This window comes from Prevotella sp., from assembly GCF_036570325.1.
GTDB lineage: Bacteria > Bacteroidota > Bacteroidia > Bacteroidales > Bacteroidaceae > Prevotella.
This window is the reverse complement of sequence record NZ_DATCYK010000056.1, coordinates 561,470-577,569: the sequence shown is the minus strand read 5'-3', so window position 1 is coordinate 577,569 and position 16,100 is coordinate 561,470. Positions and strand designations below refer to the sequence as shown.

At 43.3% G+C, this 16,100-nt stretch carries 12 protein-coding genes; 6 read left to right on the top strand and 6 right to left on the bottom strand.

Annotated features, from left to right (window positions below; all coding sequences use genetic code 11):
- Window positions 1–19 precede the first annotated feature (19 nt).
- Window positions 20–577, top strand: coding sequence for an NAD(P)H-dependent oxidoreductase (locus tag VIR50_RS06550; protein WP_331934335.1), 558 nt, complete (start codon window positions 20–22; stop codon window positions 575–577).
- A gap of 98 nt (window positions 578–675) precedes the next feature.
- On the opposite strand, the gene VIR50_RS06545 is transcribed toward VIR50_RS06550, so the two are convergent.
- Entirely contained in the window at window positions 676–1,032 is a 357-nt protein-coding gene (locus VIR50_RS06545; protein WP_331934334.1) for a DUF1304 domain-containing protein, read from the bottom strand.
- Between the two features lie 532 nt (window positions 1,033–1,564).
- On the opposite strand from VIR50_RS06545, the gene VIR50_RS06540 reads away from it, so the two are divergent.
- Both VIR50_RS06540 and VIR50_RS06535 read left to right on the top strand, forming a co-directional pair.
- On the top strand, window positions 1,565–1,948 hold the full coding sequence (locus VIR50_RS06540) for a rhodanese-like domain-containing protein (RefSeq protein WP_331934333.1): 384 nt from the start codon (window positions 1,565–1,567) through the stop codon (window positions 1,946–1,948).
- A 19-nt stretch (window positions 1,949–1,967) separates the two neighbouring features.
- On the top strand, window positions 1,968–2,678 hold the full coding sequence (locus tag VIR50_RS06535; protein WP_331934332.1) for a DNA alkylation repair protein: 711 nt from the start codon (window positions 1,968–1,970) through the stop codon (window positions 2,676–2,678).
- On the opposite strand, the gene VIR50_RS06530 is transcribed toward VIR50_RS06535, so the two are convergent.
- Both VIR50_RS06530 and VIR50_RS06525 read right to left on the bottom strand, forming a co-directional pair.
- Entirely contained in the window at window positions 2,670–3,344 is a 675-nt protein-coding gene (locus VIR50_RS06530; protein WP_331934331.1) for a Crp/Fnr family transcriptional regulator, read from the bottom strand. The genes VIR50_RS06535 and VIR50_RS06530 overlap by 9 nt on opposite strands.
- Window positions 3,345–3,371: 27 nt before the next feature.
- Window positions 3,372–4,859: a glycoside hydrolase family 10 protein gene (locus tag VIR50_RS06525; protein WP_331934330.1), complete on the bottom strand. Its 1,488-nt coding sequence runs from the start codon at window positions 4,857–4,859 to the stop codon at window positions 3,372–3,374.
- 77 nt (window positions 4,860–4,936) lie between these two features.
- On the opposite strand from VIR50_RS06525, the gene VIR50_RS06520 reads away from it, so the two are divergent.
- The 3 genes from VIR50_RS06520 to VIR50_RS06510 are packed head-to-tail and all read left to right on the top strand — an operon-like array spanning window position 4,937 to window position 13,124.
- A complete protein-coding gene (locus VIR50_RS06520; RefSeq protein ID WP_331934329.1) occupies window positions 4,937–7,039 on the top strand; it encodes a DUF5686 family protein in 2,103 nt (700 codons plus the stop codon).
- A gap of 20 nt (window positions 7,040–7,059) precedes the next feature.
- Window positions 7,060–10,242, top strand: a complete 3,183-nt coding sequence (locus VIR50_RS06515) for a UvrD-helicase domain-containing protein (protein WP_331934328.1) — start codon at window positions 7,060–7,062, stop codon at window positions 10,240–10,242.
- The gene (locus tag VIR50_RS06510) at window positions 10,239–13,124 is read left to right on the top strand and encodes a PD-(D/E)XK nuclease family protein (RefSeq protein ID WP_331934327.1); all 2,886 of its coding nucleotides are present in this window, start codon (window positions 10,239–10,241) and stop codon (window positions 13,122–13,124) included. Before VIR50_RS06515 ends, VIR50_RS06510 begins: the two co-directional genes overlap by 4 nt.
- Here VIR50_RS06510 and VIR50_RS06505 read toward each other — a convergent pair.
- The 3 genes from VIR50_RS06505 to VIR50_RS06495 all read right to left on the bottom strand — a co-directional run bounded on the left by VIR50_RS06505 (window position 13,091) and on the right by VIR50_RS06495 (window position 16,088).
- Window positions 13,091–13,780 (bottom strand): HAD family hydrolase, encoded by a 690-nt coding sequence (locus VIR50_RS06505; protein WP_331934326.1) that lies wholly within the window; start codon window positions 13,778–13,780, stop codon window positions 13,091–13,093. The genes VIR50_RS06510 and VIR50_RS06505 overlap by 34 nt on opposite strands.
- Window positions 13,777–14,109, bottom strand: a complete 333-nt coding sequence (locus VIR50_RS06500) for a cupin domain-containing protein (protein WP_331934325.1) — start codon at window positions 14,107–14,109, stop codon at window positions 13,777–13,779. Before VIR50_RS06500 ends, VIR50_RS06505 begins: the two co-directional genes overlap by 4 nt.
- Window positions 14,110–14,513: 404 nt before the next feature.
- A complete protein-coding gene (locus VIR50_RS06495) occupies window positions 14,514–16,088 on the bottom strand; it encodes a BACON domain-containing protein (RefSeq protein ID WP_331934324.1) in 1,575 nt (524 codons plus the stop codon).
- Window positions 16,089–16,100 lie beyond the last annotated feature (12 nt).

Sequence of the window (16,100 nt, the reverse complement as noted above, 5' to 3'; positions counted from 1 at the left end):
ATAATAAATTAATAGCAAAATGAAGAATGTATTAATAGTTTCCGGTCACACTGATTTGAATGATTCTGTGGCTAATAAGATTGTCCTCGAAGAACTGAAAAAGGCCCTTCCCAATGCCGAATTTGACATATTGAGCGAAGAATATCCCACTTTCAAGATAGATGTAGCAGCCGAGCAAGCCAAACTTGTCAAGGCTGATGTCATCGTTTGGGAGTTCCCGGTGTTTTGGTATAGCATGCCATCTATTCTGCATCGCTGGATTGAAGATGTTTTTGTGCATGGTTTTTCCCATGGTTCCACGGGTACGGCGCTCAAGGGCAAAAAACTAATCCCCTCGTTTACCACCGGTGCCCCTGAAGCTTACTACTCACACGAGGCTTTGGGCTACACAATGGACGAGGTATTGGGCTCTCAACTCAAGTCGATCGCAGGCCTATGCCAGCTCGATCTTCAGCCTTCAGTCTACACTGGTAACGTTTCTTACGCCATGCGCAACGACACCGAGCAACTCGAAGAGATTAAGCGAGTAAGCAAAGAGCACGCAGCCCGCCTTGTAGAACAGATAGAGAAAGCATAAACAATCACTTATTCCTTATATACCTACAGCCAATGCAAGTCACCTAAGACCGGCATTGGCTTTTTTCTTCCTTATCTTGCGGAAAAACAAATACAGTCTTATAGCCAACTTGCTACCAAGGCAAGAATGGCCAACGAGCCTTGCTTTAATATGATTTTAGGATTACTGGTAAGGCTACCATAGGCGGCCACGGCCACCACATAGCCCATCATACAACGCAACCAAAACCAGTCCCGTTGCCAAACGGCTATGAATATCAGCACTGCGAGCAAGCCATTATAAACACCTTGATTCTTAAACAAGGTACAAATGGCTGCGTCCGACAATTTCTCTTGGGACATATTAAATACCCGTGCCGTCGTGTTTGACTTCGTGGCGAACGTCTCCAAATACATGATATACAAATGTTCCAACGCCACAAGCGTAGCTAAAACTAAAGTTATATAGGTCATCATAGTTGCAAAAATACTATTTTTATGGGTAAATGTGGCCCATATTTATTCAAAATTGTTGAGAAAGATTACCATAAAAACCGACTATCCGCTTCCTCCATCTACGATTGTCATAAGGCTGCCATGGAGATTTTACCGACTAAAAAAGCCAAGTTTAGTCGGCTACAATCAACCCTTTATTGTCCCATAGCTATGCTTTCATACCGTTATTACCATCCTTTTGCCTCATAATTATAATGCTCCCATCCTCCCATTCCTTTGCTTTTAACCGCTCAAAGGCCTGCTTTTATCGGCTCAAAGCAGCCTTATTAGCCTATTAGTATATAACGGCAAAGTTACCAAAGCATAGCTTTTGTTTCATATTTTAATATAACTCACTGATAATTAATTAGATAGTAACTTTTAAATTCTTGACGATTCTTCACGCCGAATATAAGTTCGTGAATTTTAATGCCACTTTTTTAAGCCCATTTGTAAAGCAAATTCATAAATGTTTTGTATATTTGCAACCATACCAAACATAAAGTTATCAACAATGAAAAATATATTTTTAGCACTCGTAGGAGCCTTGGCTTCCTTTACAAGTTGTAACAACCAGTACGTCACAACCGTGGATGCGGATCAGTTTGAACAAATGATGAAGTCGCAGAAAATACAAATCATCGACGCCCGCACTGCCGAGGAATATGCTGATGGCTTTATCCCCACCGCGGTAAATATTGACGTGAACAAGAGCGATTTCAAAGCCAAAGCCGAGGCTTTCTTAAGTAAGGACAAGCCGGTAGGTATTTATTGCCGTTCGGGCCGACGCAGTTTGAAAGGCGCGCAGATTCTTTCAGAGTCGAAATACAAGATTATCAATCTACGCGGAGGTATCTTGGAGTGGACTGGGAAAGGAAAAACCATAGAAAAGCGGTAAGCCGCAGGCAAAATCATAGATGAATAGCAACGAGATTCAACAGCTGCTCTTAGCGCAGGCCGACGAGCAAAAAGCCATTGACCTTGCCCGCTTTTTCAAGACCGGCAAGGGCCAATATGGCGAAAATGATAAGTTTATGGGTATTACGGTGCCCAAGGTCAGGGCTGTAGCTCGGCTAGCTATGGACTTGCCATTGGCTGAAGTAAGCAAGTTGCTTCACAGCCAATGGCACGAAATGCGCTTGTGTGGACTGTTGATTCTCACCTTGAAATGCCGTCGGGAGGTAAGCCGCGAGGTATTTGATTTCTATTTGGCACATACCAAATATATCAATAATTGGGATTTGGTAGACCTTTCGGCTCCACAGATTATAGGTGGTTATTTGATTGATAAGCCTCGGTCGGTACTTGATAAGTTAGCCGAAAGCAGTAGTTTATGGGAAAATCGTATCGCCATGGTAGCCACTTATACCTTTATAAAAGCCAATGATTTAGACGAAACGTACCGACTTGCCACCCTACTTATGCACCATTCTCACGACCTGATGCACAAAGCCGTGGGATGGATGTTGAGAGAAGCGGGCAAAAGAGATAAGCAACGGCTCTACGACTACGTAGAACTGCATCGGCTTAAAATGCCAAGGACCATGCTGCGTTACGCCATAGAGAAGTTTGATAGCGAAACAAGGAAGTGGCTCATGCGGAAAGATAAAGCGATTGTCTCAAAGTGACAATCGCCTACGATCTAATATTTTTATTTCCTTCCCTTTGATTTGGATAATGCCTTCTTTCTCCAAATCCGATAGTACACGCAGTAAAGAGAACTTTTGTATGCCGAAAGAGTCGGCTATGGCTTGGCGCGATTGATGGAGAAGTACCGTGTCCGTACCCTGCTCACCGGCTTGTTCCAGCAGCATGTAGGCTACCTTTTCACGGATAGTCAGCAAGCTAAGGACACGCATTTTCTTTGTAAGGAAAACGTCGATATTACTTAATACCCTTATGAAATTCATGCGGATAACCTCATGAACGCCCAATAAGCGCTGCAATGTTTCGGGCTTCAATCGTAATACCACAACCTCACCGCTGGTTTCCACGCTAACGGGCATGGCTTTGTCTTTAGCAAAGATGAATGCGGGAGCTACAAGATTACCCGGCCGCAGACGGCTGACTTCCACCTGCTTACCCGAAACCGATGACATGCGACATATCAAAATGCCGGATAAAATTATGTCGGCCCACTTGCAAGGCATGCCCGCAAGGGTATAAACATCATGATTGGCGAAGCGCACTTGTCTATAGTCTAAGTCGGCTAAGACAAGTGCTATCTCGTCAGAAGTAAGGCCCGCAAATAGCGGGCACTTGGAAAGTACTTTGATTAATAAGTCGGTTGACATTGAAAAATACAAGAAATAATACGTCGTCTACTGCTTGAAGCGAACCTTACGCTTGGCCGCTTTACTCTCATTACTCATACGGTCGAGCGATGTAACGACGTAAACACTGCGTCCACTCATTTCGTTTGGCAACAAACGATACATCGTTTCTCGGGTTATCTTCACGATTTTGGCAGGATTCTTCAAATCGATTCGCTCTCCTTTCTTAAATCTGTAAACCACATACTGATGGGCTTTGTCGCCCCATTTCTTTCCTTTTGGAGCCGTCCAAAACAGCACCGGGCCATCTACTGTGTCGATGAGTTTCAGTTTTCGTGGCTTTTTGGGAGCCTTATGGTCAATGAATGGCATGAGCGGCATGAGCGCCGGATATTTCCAATAGTAGTCTCTTAACGTGCTACCGATGTTACCTACATTATCCACAGCGGCCTTGGCATACCATAATACCGTGCCTTGCACGTTCTTCATCTGCTGATGGAGCTTGTGCTTTGCGGGCAATTGATGGCTGTTTGGATTACTCGGATCAGCGAATTTTGCGGTTCTTGTAACATCTTCACCTATAAAGAGCGGGCGATTTGCCGCATGACGATTCCACCAAGTAATCAGTGTTTTATAGTCAGCAGCTTTGTTTCCAATCTCCCAATATAGCTGTGGCACCGTGTAATCTACCCATCCTTTGTTTACCCAAAACAATACATCGGCGTAAAGGTCGTCATAGTTGGTCAGTCCGTTGGTCTCACTGCCATTGACGGGGTCTTGCTTTTTATTTCTGTAAATACCAAAGGGAGAAACGCCAAACTTCACCCATGGCTTAATGGAATGGATGGTGTCGTTTAGTTGTTTTATAAAAAGATTCACGTTATCGCGGCGCCAATCAGCGATATTGCGGAAGCCGTTGTTGTGCCGGGCAAAGGTTTCCTGATCGGGAATGGCCAGTCCTGCGGGATAAGGATAGAAGTAATCGTCGATATGAAAGCCGTCGACGTCGTATCGTCTCAGTATATCAGCGGCTATTTCGCATATATATTGACGGTTCTCAGCTAAGCCGGGATTAAGCACCAAGAGCTGATCATAGTTGAAAACACGCTCCGGATGGGTTACGCCAATGTGGTTGGGAGCCAGTTGCGAGGTAGACTTGGTCTTTGCACGGTAAGGGTTTATCCACGCATGAAGCTCCATACCACGCTTGTGGCATTGGTCAACCATCCACTCCAATGGGTCCCAATACGGTTGGGGAGCCCTACCCTGAACACCCGTGAGAAACTTGCTCCAAGGCTCATACTTGCTGGGGTAAAGCGCATCACATTCGGCTCTGACCTGAAAGATGATAGCATTGACGCCATCACGCTGCAGCTCATTCAATTGATAAGATAAAGTAGTTTGCATTTGTTCCGTACTCATGCCTTGGAATTGTCCGTTTACTATTTGAATCCAAGCCCCACGGAATTCGCGTTTATTCTGCGCGTTCAAGTGAGCGGAAACGAATAAACACAAGATTAAAAGAAAATTCTTCATTTCGTTTAGTTTTAATTCGGCACAAAAATAAACATAAATTTTGACATTCAGAAAAAATCTTATACATTTGTAAATCGATGAAAGAACGACGCAAACATAGTGAAATCCTAACGAAATTGTTGTTGGGAATCGTTTTGGCCATGAGCTTTCAGCCATCGAGAAGTGTCGAGCGGCGTGATTCTTTCATGATTCGTAAGATTTTAAACTACACCCACACGGTAGATACTTCAAATATACAAGGGTCTACTACCTATGCTTACACCAAATACACGCTTAATGTAAAGAAAAGGAATTTGGCGCTCTTGGCAGTCCCAAGCATGTATGCCATAGCCCATGGAAAGAAGCGTAAATATATAACAGAAGCCTATGAGAAGGTTATGTTTAAGGGACTGAAGAAGTACGAGACGCAAAAGGTACTTGAGATAACGACCATTCCGCATAGGAGCAAGAGCATGTCGACCGTGCTGAAATACCTTACTCCGGAGATTTATCATGAGACTATTATAGAGAATACCATCTTTTCTCCTTTCCATACTAATAACATTCGATTTTACAAATATTATGTCAGCTTTCTGCCCAATGGTACTTCTCGCGTTGTATTTAAGCCCAAATATAAGAATACGCAGTTAGTTGAAGGACAAGCAATGGTTGACGGTGATAATGGAAGAGTTATCAGTGCAACGTTCAGTGGTGAGTATGATATGGTCCGATTCAATATGGCTATCAAAATGGGTGACGATGGTGTCAAGTCGCTTATGCCCAAGGATGTCCGCTTATTTTGCGACTTCAACTTTTTAGGTAGCCAGACCAAAGGTAGTTTCAGAGCCGTGTATGACCTGCCGGAATTGACTGGGAATAACCATGTTACGGAGGATAATTTTACTCGGATGGAGCGACTGCGCCCCATCACGCTGACCATGGAGGAATTGGCAATCCTTTCAGAATATGAGGAAGAGCAAAATCTGAAAAGACAAAACCGTGACACTATTGCGCGTCCTCCCTCTAAGTTAAAGACCATCATGTGGGATATGATAGGTGACAATCTTGTCAATAGAATCAAAAGTAACTTCGGAAATAGAAATCAAGGCTACATAAGAATCAACCCTCTTTTGAATCCTCTCTATATGGGATATGACCATAAGCGAGGTTTTACCTATAAATTTGATGTGCGTACGCAATATTTATTCACGCCCAATCAGGAACTAAACTTGCGCCTAAAGGCCGGATATGCTTTCAAACAACATCAATTCTATTTTAATATTCCACTCTATTTCTACTATAACAAGCGTAGAAATGGCTTTATAAACGTGGAGGTTGGTAATGGAAATTGGATAAGAAATCAGCGCATAAAGGACAATGCGGATGAGTTATTAGAGAAATCCGCACAACAGAATCAGGCCGGGCAAGACGCCACTCCCGAAGCTATTGACGGTAAGGAAAGTAGAAGAAACTTTTTCAAGGACACCAATCTCAAGATTGTCAATAACTATGATATAAGCGATAATTGGAGTTTTCAAGTGGGCTTTATGTACCACCGCCGATCCGCTGTTGAAAAAGCATTTTACCGCAAAGCCAAATTGCCTACCGTCTATCAGTCAATGGCGCCAATGATTGAATGGCAATGGCGCCCCATCGGATGGCAAGGGCCTTATATAACACTCGACTGGGAACGAGGAATCAATGGTTTCTTGAAAGGTGGAATCAACTATGAGCGTTGGGAATTAGATGGGCAATGGATTCTGAAACCTACTCGCCTGCATTCTATTCAAATGCGTTTAGGTACGGGTATGTACACGCTCAAAGATGGTTATACCTATTTTTTGGACTACTCAAACTTCAGGGTCAACAACATTCCCGGGGGCTGGAGTGATAATTGGAGTTGCGAGTTTGAGTTGTTGGGAAGTGACGAATATAATGTTTCCAATTGGTATGTCAGAAGCAACTTAACATACGAAAGCCCTATCCTTGTCGTTTCCCGCCTGCCTATTGTTGGGCATTTCATAGAAATGGAGCGTATCTATTTAAGCGGATTGTTCGCAAAAAACCTGCATCCATACATGGAAGCCGGACTTGGATTCACCACCCGGCTGTTTAGCATGGGTGTGTTTGTCAATAACCGCAATGGCAAGTTTAAAGAATGGGGATGCAAGTTCGGTTTTGAATTATTTAGGCGATGGTAATCGGATAATGGTATAAGATTATGACAAGTTTGACAGTATATAGGGCAAGTGCCGGCTCAGGAAAAACCTTTACATTGGCAGTTGAGTACATGACATTATTGATTAATAATCCTCATGACTTTAAACATATATTGGCAGTGACGTTCACCAACAAAGCCACTGCCGAAATGAAAATGCGTATTCTGTCGCAATTATATGCCATAGCCTACCCTCATGGCACTACAAAAAATGACTATCTGTTGCAAATTCAGGCTAAAACGGGCTTTGGAGAAGCGATGGTCCGCAAGAGAGCCAAAGTGGCTTTACATCTTCTTTTGCACAATTATAACTATTTCAGAGTAGAAACCATTGACGCATTTTTCCAAACCATACTGCGTAATTTAGCCCGGGAATTGGAACTGAATGCCAACTTGAATATCTCCCTGAATGACTATCAGATTGAGGGAAACGCCGTTGATGAAATGATTGAGGAACTCAATGAGCAAACGCCCGTCCTCAATTGGATTATGGAATACATAACCGACTCCATGCAAGATGATAAATCTTGGAATGTCATCGGTAAGATAAAAGACTTTGGAAGAAATATATTCAGCGACTGTTACAAAGAAAACGTAGTCGGACTCAATGCCATCTTTGAGGATAAAGACTTCTTCTATTGCTTTAAGAAGCAACTGAAAGAAATTGAATCTCAAGGCGAAAAGGCCATCATTACCCGTGGTGAAGAGTTCTTTTCTATCCTTCAGGGGCACGGTGTGGACCCTTCTGACTTTCTCAACAACGTGATTAACTACTTTACCAAGCTGAAACAAGGCGCTTATATGGACTCCGGCACGTCTGAAGTCTTTAACAAAACTGCCCAAAAGGCAGCAGCGAGCGCCGAGGATTGGGTGCGCAAAGCCGATCGGATAGCCGGAAATGCTGCGTATGAGCTTGCACAAAGTCAGTTGGTAGATTACCTAAATGAGACAGAAGAGATAAGAAAAAAACAACTGAAGTCCATCCTCAGCGCCCGAATCGTCAGGCAACATATTGACCAACTCCGCTTATTAAAGCACATAGAGGAAAAGGTTAAAGAGCAGAATGATAATCATAACCGTTTCTTGTTGAGCAATACATCTACGCTGTTGCATGAATTGATTGGCGACAGTGATTCTCCTTTCGTATTTGAAAAGATAGGTGTCGCGCTCAAACACATCATGATAGATGAGTTCCAAGATACAAGTAACATACAATGGAACAATTTTAAAGTGCTTTTAAAAGAAAGTATGAGCCATGAGAACGCCTTTAATTTAATTGTTGGTGATGTAAAACAGAGCATATATCGCTGGCGTGATGGCAATTGGCGCTTGCTCAATAACATTGAGAAACAGTTTAACCAACCGATAGAATCAAAGAGTCTCGCCACCAATTATCGCTCGGATGGGAATATCATACGCTTTAATAATGACTTCTTTACATTCGCTAAGGAGGAAGAATACAATGCGTTGAAAGATAATAATCCCGAGGAAGCCGAGGAACTTCGTAAGGCTTATGCCGATGTGGCCCAGCTTATTCCCGAATGGAAGAACGACGAGAAGGGACTGGTTGAGATAAAACTAATCGATGAAAGGGCCGATAGCTACCATGACAAGACCCTACAATTCATGGCAGAAAAGGTGGAAGAACTGCTGGAAGCGGGTGTACAAGAAAACAAGATAGCCATACTCGTACGGCAAAACTCTATCATTCAAGAAATAGGTGACTATTTTATGGAGCATGTTCCTCATGTACGGCTTATCAGCGACGAAGCTTTCCATTTGGATTCCTCGCTTGCCGTCAACATGATGGTTTATGCCATGCGGGTTATTATGAATCCTAATGACCAGCTATCCAAGGCCGCTTTACTGCTGAATTATAGAAAACATATTAACGAAATAGACGAGCCGGTGTCGGACATCCTTATTAGAGGCAAGGATATAGATAGCCAATTACCGCCCGATTTCATTCATTATCTTGATACATTGGCGGCAATGCCCATGATGGAAATGGCCGAGAAACTCTATCAACTCTTTGATCTTGGCAAATTAGAACAGCAAAGCGCGTATGTTTGCGCGTTCTTTGACAAGATGGCCGAGTATCTTCAAGATAACATAACAGACATTTCCTCATTTCTGAAGTATTGGGAAGACGAGCTAAGCACCACTTCTATTCAAAGCAGTGAGCACAATGGTATCAGGCTTATTACCATCCATAAGAGCAAAGGTTTGGAGTTTGATCACGTCATCATGCCCTTCTGTGATTGGCAGTTAGAGAAGCAAAATCTCATTTGGTGCAGGCCTACCGTCGCCCCATATAATCAACTCAGCCTTATTCCCGTTGACTTCAATAAATACAAGATGACCAATAGTATTTTTGAACAAGACTATTATCTTGAGCATTTACAGAACATTGTAGACAACCTCAACTTGCTTTACGTAGCTTTCACCCGGGCCAAAAGAAACCTCTTTGTATATGGTCAATACAATAGCAAAGCCAATGGTCGCTCGGCATTGTTGCAACAATTCATCCAAGGAGATACATTCAGCTATGGCACTTTGGATGTTCCTACTCCCCAACCGGAAGCTGCCGACCTCACGCATGCAAACGTGTTCGAGCGACAAGCGCAAGATATAATGGTTGAGATAGAAAACTACGACTCGATTGTAGACTTCCGTCAAAGTAACAAAAGCAAGGAGTTTGTAGCCGGAACTGATGATGACGAAATGGTACAACAACGCCAATATGTACGTATGGGTAATGTACTTCATCAGATATTCGCGTCTATCAGAACCACGGAAGACATACCCATGGTATTGTCCCAATTAGAAAATGACGGCGTATTGTTCGACCAACAACTCACCTTTGAGAAGGTGAAATCAATGCTTCAAAAGCGTTTTGAAAATCCGATAATAAAAGACTGGTTCTCTGATCGCTGGCAACTGTTCAACGAGTGTACCATCTTACGCTATGACGATACGACGGGGGAAGTCATCGAACGCCGGCCCGATAGAGTTATGAGTGATGGAACAGAAATGAAGGTAATTGATTTTAAGTTTGGTAAACCCAAAGAATCATATAGAGCGCAAGTACAAGAGTACATGCAACTTTTGAGCGATATGGGATACCGGCATGTGACCGGTTATCTTTGGTATGTATATACAAATGTGATAGAAGAGGTAAAATGAGAACATTTTTAAGCGATGTCGCCACTGACATTATTCATAAATACGGCAACAATTTATCAAGAATAGCCGTTGTTTTCCCCAACAAACGTGCTTCTCTTTTCATGAATAAATACTTGGCACAAGCCGTCGACCGCCCATTATGGAGCCCGGCTTACATTACCATTAGCGATTTATTCAGGCAACATTCCACGAAAACAGTCGGTGATTCCATAAAACTAATATGCGATCTTCATAAGAGTTTCAACGAGATAACCGGCCTTAATGAAAAGCTCGACCACTTTTATGGGTGGGGAGAATTGCTCTTATCCGATTTCGATGACATTGATAAGAACATGGGCAATCCCAAGTTGATATTCTCAAATCTAAAGGATATACACGAGCTTGATAGCCTTGATTATCTCACCGATGAGCAACGCGAAACGTTGAAACGCTTTTTTAGTAACTTCAGCGATACGCAAAACACGGAGTTGAAGCAGCGTTTTCTGCAATTATGGAGCAATATGGAAGCCATATACAATGGCTATAAACAAAGGCTAGAACAGCAAAACATTGCTTATGAGGGTATGCTCTATCGGGAGGTAGCGGAGCTTGAGGAGATTGATTTCAAGTATGACACCTACATTTTCGTAGGTTTCAATATGATGCACAAGGTGGAGTTGGCCATTTGTGACAAGCTAAAAAAACTGGGGAAAGCCAAGTTCTATTGGGATTTTGACGAATATTACATGCCCCATGATAATGAAGTAGACAAGGAGGCCGGCCATTACATAGCCTCTTATCTTAACTATTATCCCAACGAACTCGACTGTCGGGACGCCACTCTTTACAATCACCTCACCCAACCCAAAGATATTTCATTCGTCAGCGCCACTACCGAGAATATCCAAGCACGCTTTGTCAGCCATTGGTTAAAGGAAGGAACAAGAATGAAAGACGGCGCCAAAACGGCCATCATCCTATGTAATGAGGGACTCTTGCAAACAGTTATTCACTGCCTGCCCCCGACCCATGGTGGAGAAACGCTGAAAGTAAATGTTACAACCGGCTATCCATTACAACAATCACCGGTATCTACATTTGTAAAACTGCTGTTTTTATTGCAGACCGACGGCTTTAAAGCCAATATCAGCAAATACAGATGGCATTGGGTGAAGAAGATTCTCGCCCATCCGTATTGTACCTTCCTTTCACCGGCAGCACAGCCCTTAGCCGTCAAATTGGCGGAAAGTCACAAGACATTGATCAGCGAGGACGAGTTGGGAGTTGACGAAGGACTTAAACTTTTGTTTAAACATGTAGAGGGAAATGAGGCCTTATGCGGATGGATATGTGAATTGCTCCGGTTCTTGGGCACGGCTTTGGCCGAGCAGGCCGAGCGTGGCACGCAGACCATCGACCCACTCTTGCAAGAATCTCTCTTTAGAATGTACACCCTGATGAACCGATTAACGGGGCTGATACAGACCGGCGACCTGACGATTGACATCATGACGCTGCAGAAATTACTGCAACAATTAATAGCCTCTACTTCCATCCCATTCCATGGTGAACCCGTCATCGGGGTGCAGGTAATGGGTGTTTTGGAGACAAGAAACTTGGACTTTGAGCATGTCCTAATCCTTTCTTGCAATGAAGGCAATATGCCCAAGGGCATTAACGACGCCTCGTTTATTCCCTACTCCATCCGCAAAGCCAACCAACTGACTACCATTGACAATAAAGTCAACATCTATGCCTACTACTTCTATCGGCTTCTGCAAAGGGCAAAGGATGTAACCATTCTTTATAACAACGCCACCAATACGAAACAGACGGGAGAAATGAGCCGATTCATGCTCCAATTGCTGGTGGAAAGTGGCCATGACATTAAGCGTTATAACCTGAATGCGGGCCAAACACCGCTGACCTTGAAGAGCGCCGCTATAACCAAAGATGAGCAAGTAATGCAGGTTCTCAACGCCATGGAACGCATTTCTCCCTCGGCCTTGGGTATTTATTTGCGTTGTCAATTGCGCTATTATTATCAGTACATCGCAGGCATAAAGCAAACCGATACCGAAGACGAAGAGATTGATAACAGAATTTTCGGTAACATCTTCCATAGGGCGGCCGAGCTGTTTTATGAGCCTTACGTGGCACGAGGAGCCAAAATTACAGCCGAAGAATTGAAAAAGGCAAAGAAAGATGAGGTGGGATTAAAACGTCTCATAGACCGAGCGTTCAAGGAAGAGTTCTTTAAAACGGGCGTTAATGAGCGAGTGGAATACAATGGTTTACAACTCATTACACGCCAAGTTATACAGTCTTACTTTAAGAACCTGATTGACTTGGATATTAAAAAAGCGCCCTTCTACGTATTAGGAACGGAAAAAGATATTGACGCATGGTACACCATAGATACCCACAGCGGTCAACGCAAGATGAACCTATACGGAAAGATTGATAGGCTTGACCACCTTCCACAACGAGGATTACAAGTAATTGATTACAAAACGGGCCGTTCCTCCAAGACTTCCGCTCTAAATGACGTGGATGAAATATTCGTCCCGAAGAATATCGGCAAGCATGCTGATTACTATTTACAAGCCATGCTCTACTCCATGATGGTGAGTGAAAGCAAGGAAATCAATGCTGAAAACGCTCCGGTAAGCCCTGCTTTACTGTTTATTCAGAGCACTTTTGGCAACGATTACGACCCTACGCTGAAATTTGGGAAAGAAAATATAACCGACGTCGCGGACTATATAGAGGCTTTTAAAGAGAAAATAAAGTTCCTCATCGCCGAAATTCTCAATCCCGACCTACGGTTTGAGCCTGTTGAAGATAGCACACGGTGCAAGAACTGCCCTTACGTGCATATCTGTAAAAGCTCGGAGAACTGATGAATGGTTATGAGATTGTCGTTGGAAAAGTCTTCGGCGGTCTCATACTGCCACGTCGTATGGAAAGGTATGTGTACGGCGTGAGCCCCTATTTCAAGCGCGGGAATAATATCAGAACGCAGCGAATTGCCTACCATCAACAGCTCCTGCGGCTCTATTTTCAGGCTATCGCACAAACTACGGAATGCCTCCGGCGTCTTATCCGATACAATATGCGTCGCATGGAAATACCGTGTCAGGCCCGATCGTTGCAGTTTGTTCTCCTGATCAAGTAGCTCTCCTTTCGTAAATACCGCCAACTGATAAGGCGTGTGCCTATAAAGATGGGCCAAAGTTTGCTCCACGCCGGGCAACGGTGTGGCCGGGATATTAAGTAACGATTTACCTAAAGTCACTATCTCGGCAATGGTTGAAGCCGGAATGCCGGCATCGCTCATCTGTACGGCATTCTCTATCATTGACAGCGTAAAGGCCTTACAGCCATAACCAAGGGCACTCATATTGGCCGATTCGGTCTTAAACAGTGCCGCTTTTATCTCCTCCGGTGTTCCATAGTCCAGCAGGCGGGAAACATATTGGGCCTCTACCCCATCAAAATAGGACTGACAGTCCCACAAGGTGTCATCCGCATCAAAAGCTATTGCTTTAATCTTCATCTTAATTCCGGCACAATCGCTAAGTATTCTACATCCTCTGTGGTTTCATTCACGAAGTGGTGGGTATGTCCTTTGGGGCAATAATGCACCTGACCGGCAGCTACAAGCTCTCGCTCCCCATCAGCGTAAAAGGTCATTACACCTTTTAAAATGTAAATTACCTCACAATTGACATCATGCAAATGGTCGCCACTCGACGCCCCGGGCGTGAGTGCGCTCTTCATGATTTTAATATTTTCATCTACATAGTTGCGAGTTTTCAATTCTCCCTCTCCGCCTTTGAATCCAAAGACCGAGGCCTGCGCCATATTATCGAAGTCAATAACCATAATGAATTATACGTTGTAATGATTGATAAGGCAAAAGTAAAGAAAATAAATAATACTGGCAAGCATTTTATTTTCTTAGCTATAGAAAAACGTTTCATCCACCGCCATGGATTCATATATAAACAACGGATTTGTCAAAGCACAGCTATGAACTACCAAGAGTAGCTCTTTCAGCGCCTGAAAGCATAGCTTTGACCACATAAAAGCGTAGCTTTCACAAAGCCCTAAAGTCGCTCATGCAGCCCTCGCTCTTACGAATTAAAGAATGTCATTGGCTTGTTGATAAAACGATAATTTCAAGATTGAAACAAAAAAGACCGTATTACGTAGAGCTGTTGGTATAAAGAGAAAGCGGCGTGTCCTCTTTGGAACACGCCGCTCTATTGTATATAAGAATGTACTAATTACTTCTTTGAAATAAAATAGCCTACACCTTGTGGATTATTCTTATAAGAAGTCTTGTATGCGTAGATAGTGATTTCGTCACCTTCCTTTATGTTCAGTGTGCCAAATTTCTTGATTTCACCTCCCCAGCCTGTACTTACACCATAGATATAAGCACGGCCGCTGGCGTCAACCAAGTCGAAATTACCGTATGTTTGCAAATCAAGCTTATTGGCAGCGACAGTTGGTTTAGCTACCGTTCCGGTCAACATATAGAAAGTGTTCTTATCATCAGCCAGTTTAATAAACTCTGCGGCCGTTATCTTCTTAACCGATTTAGAGTCTTCTATCTTGGCTTTTGTCATCTGTATAGAGCCTTTATAATCGTCACGCTGACCTACAATCGTAATTATATCACCAGCTTTCAGACCTTTGCCCTTGAAATCACTCATGCCATAAACATAGGTTTCACCGGAGAAATCCTTGATATAGAAATTGCCCTTAGCTTCATCCTTAATGCTTGAGATATAAGCGTTCAGACGGCAAGTCTTACCTTTCTCGAGCTTCATGAAGTCTGCGATAGAAAGTGTAGCGATAGCACCTTCCTGCTTAACAGTATAGGTTACGGTTGAAACATTAGAGCCTGAATAAGACTTAAACTCAAGAACGGCCTCGCGCTCATTGCCCTCATTGGCAGCAACGTTCAATTTAAATTCGGCTGTATCTGCGGGGTTAGGCTCTTGATAGGTAGCTACGCCCTTATAATGTTTCGTATCTACACTTGAAATCCAGCTCTGCGCATTCTCTGGAATCGTAATAAAGGCACCATTACCTTTATAGGCTACTTTTACTGAAATAGTGCTCTTCGCCTTCGGAGCTTGCGCATTAGGCGATATTAACTTAATTAACGACTTGGTAATGCTGTTCACCATAACGTTAACAAGCTGAGCTTTACCCTTGTAAATAGACATAGGACCTTCAACTTCTATGACGTCACCAACTTCTATACCCAACTTAGCAAAGTTCTTGGCGGCACCATCCTTGTCGAGTACACCATAAATATAGAGATCGCCTGTACCGTCATTGATATGAATATTACCATATGTAGTATTCTCAATAGAGGTCACAGCACCTTTCACACGATAGGTCTTACCTTCTATACCTCCATTTACTTCCTTACAAGAAGCCAGCGATGGAGCCATCGAACCTTGGCGTACATTGATAAACTGTACTTGAGTACCAACAGAAATCTTAAGCGTAGCTTCACGACCACTATTGGTTTTGTCGGCACGGAACGTAACTTTTGTTTCGCCCGCAGCACCGGTCAGCGTGTTGGCAGTCAGCCAAGCGGGAAGCTCGGCATAGGTTGTAACATCTTTGCCGGTAGCGTCTTTAGAAGTTAGCTTAAATGCCTTATCAAACATCCATGCTTCTGTAGCATTGACGGTAATAGTGGCTTCGCCACCGGTTTCAGGTATCGAAAGGAATGTTTTGTCAACATTGATATTGGACAAACTGCCTATCGTGTCGTCAGTTGAGCATGCGGTAAAAAGCAACAATGACAGTGCTACGCTCAAATAATATTTTATTTTCATATATATAAGTCC

Bases quoted from the DNA above. Each gene is read 5' to 3' on its own strand.
- VIR50_RS06550 (WP_331934335.1), top strand. From the start codon at position 20: ATGAAGAATGTATTAATAGTTTCCGGTCACACTGATTTGAATGATTCT.
- VIR50_RS06500 (WP_331934325.1), bottom strand. From the start codon at position 14,109: ATGGTTATTGACTTCGATAATATGGCGCAGGCCTCGGTCTTTGGATTC.
- VIR50_RS06505 (WP_331934326.1), bottom strand. From the start codon at position 13,780: ATGAAGATTAAAGCAATAGCTTTTGATGCGGATGACACCTTGTGGGAC.
- VIR50_RS06525 (WP_331934330.1), bottom strand. From the start codon at position 4,859: ATGAAGAATTTTCTTTTAATCTTGTGTTTATTCGTTTCCGCTCACTTG.
- VIR50_RS06530 (WP_331934331.1), bottom strand. From the start codon at position 3,344: ATGTCAACCGACTTATTAATCAAAGTACTTTCCAAGTGCCCGCTATTT.
- VIR50_RS06515 (WP_331934328.1), top strand. From the start codon at position 7,060: ATGACAAGTTTGACAGTATATAGGGCAAGTGCCGGCTCAGGAAAAACC.
- VIR50_RS06545 (WP_331934334.1), bottom strand. From the start codon at position 1,032: ATGATGACCTATATAACTTTAGTTTTAGCTACGCTTGTGGCGTTGGAA.
- VIR50_RS06495 (WP_331934324.1), bottom strand. From the start codon at position 16,088: ATGAAAATAAAATATTATTTGAGCGTAGCACTGTCATTGTTGCTTTTT.
- VIR50_RS06540 (WP_331934333.1), top strand. From the start codon at position 1,565: ATGAAAAATATATTTTTAGCACTCGTAGGAGCCTTGGCTTCCTTTACA.
- VIR50_RS06520 (WP_331934329.1), top strand. From the start codon at position 4,937: ATGAAAGAACGACGCAAACATAGTGAAATCCTAACGAAATTGTTGTTG.
- VIR50_RS06535 (WP_331934332.1), top strand. From the start codon at position 1,968: ATGAATAGCAACGAGATTCAACAGCTGCTCTTAGCGCAGGCCGACGAG.
- VIR50_RS06510 (WP_331934327.1), top strand. From the start codon at position 10,239: ATGAGAACATTTTTAAGCGATGTCGCCACTGACATTATTCATAAATAC.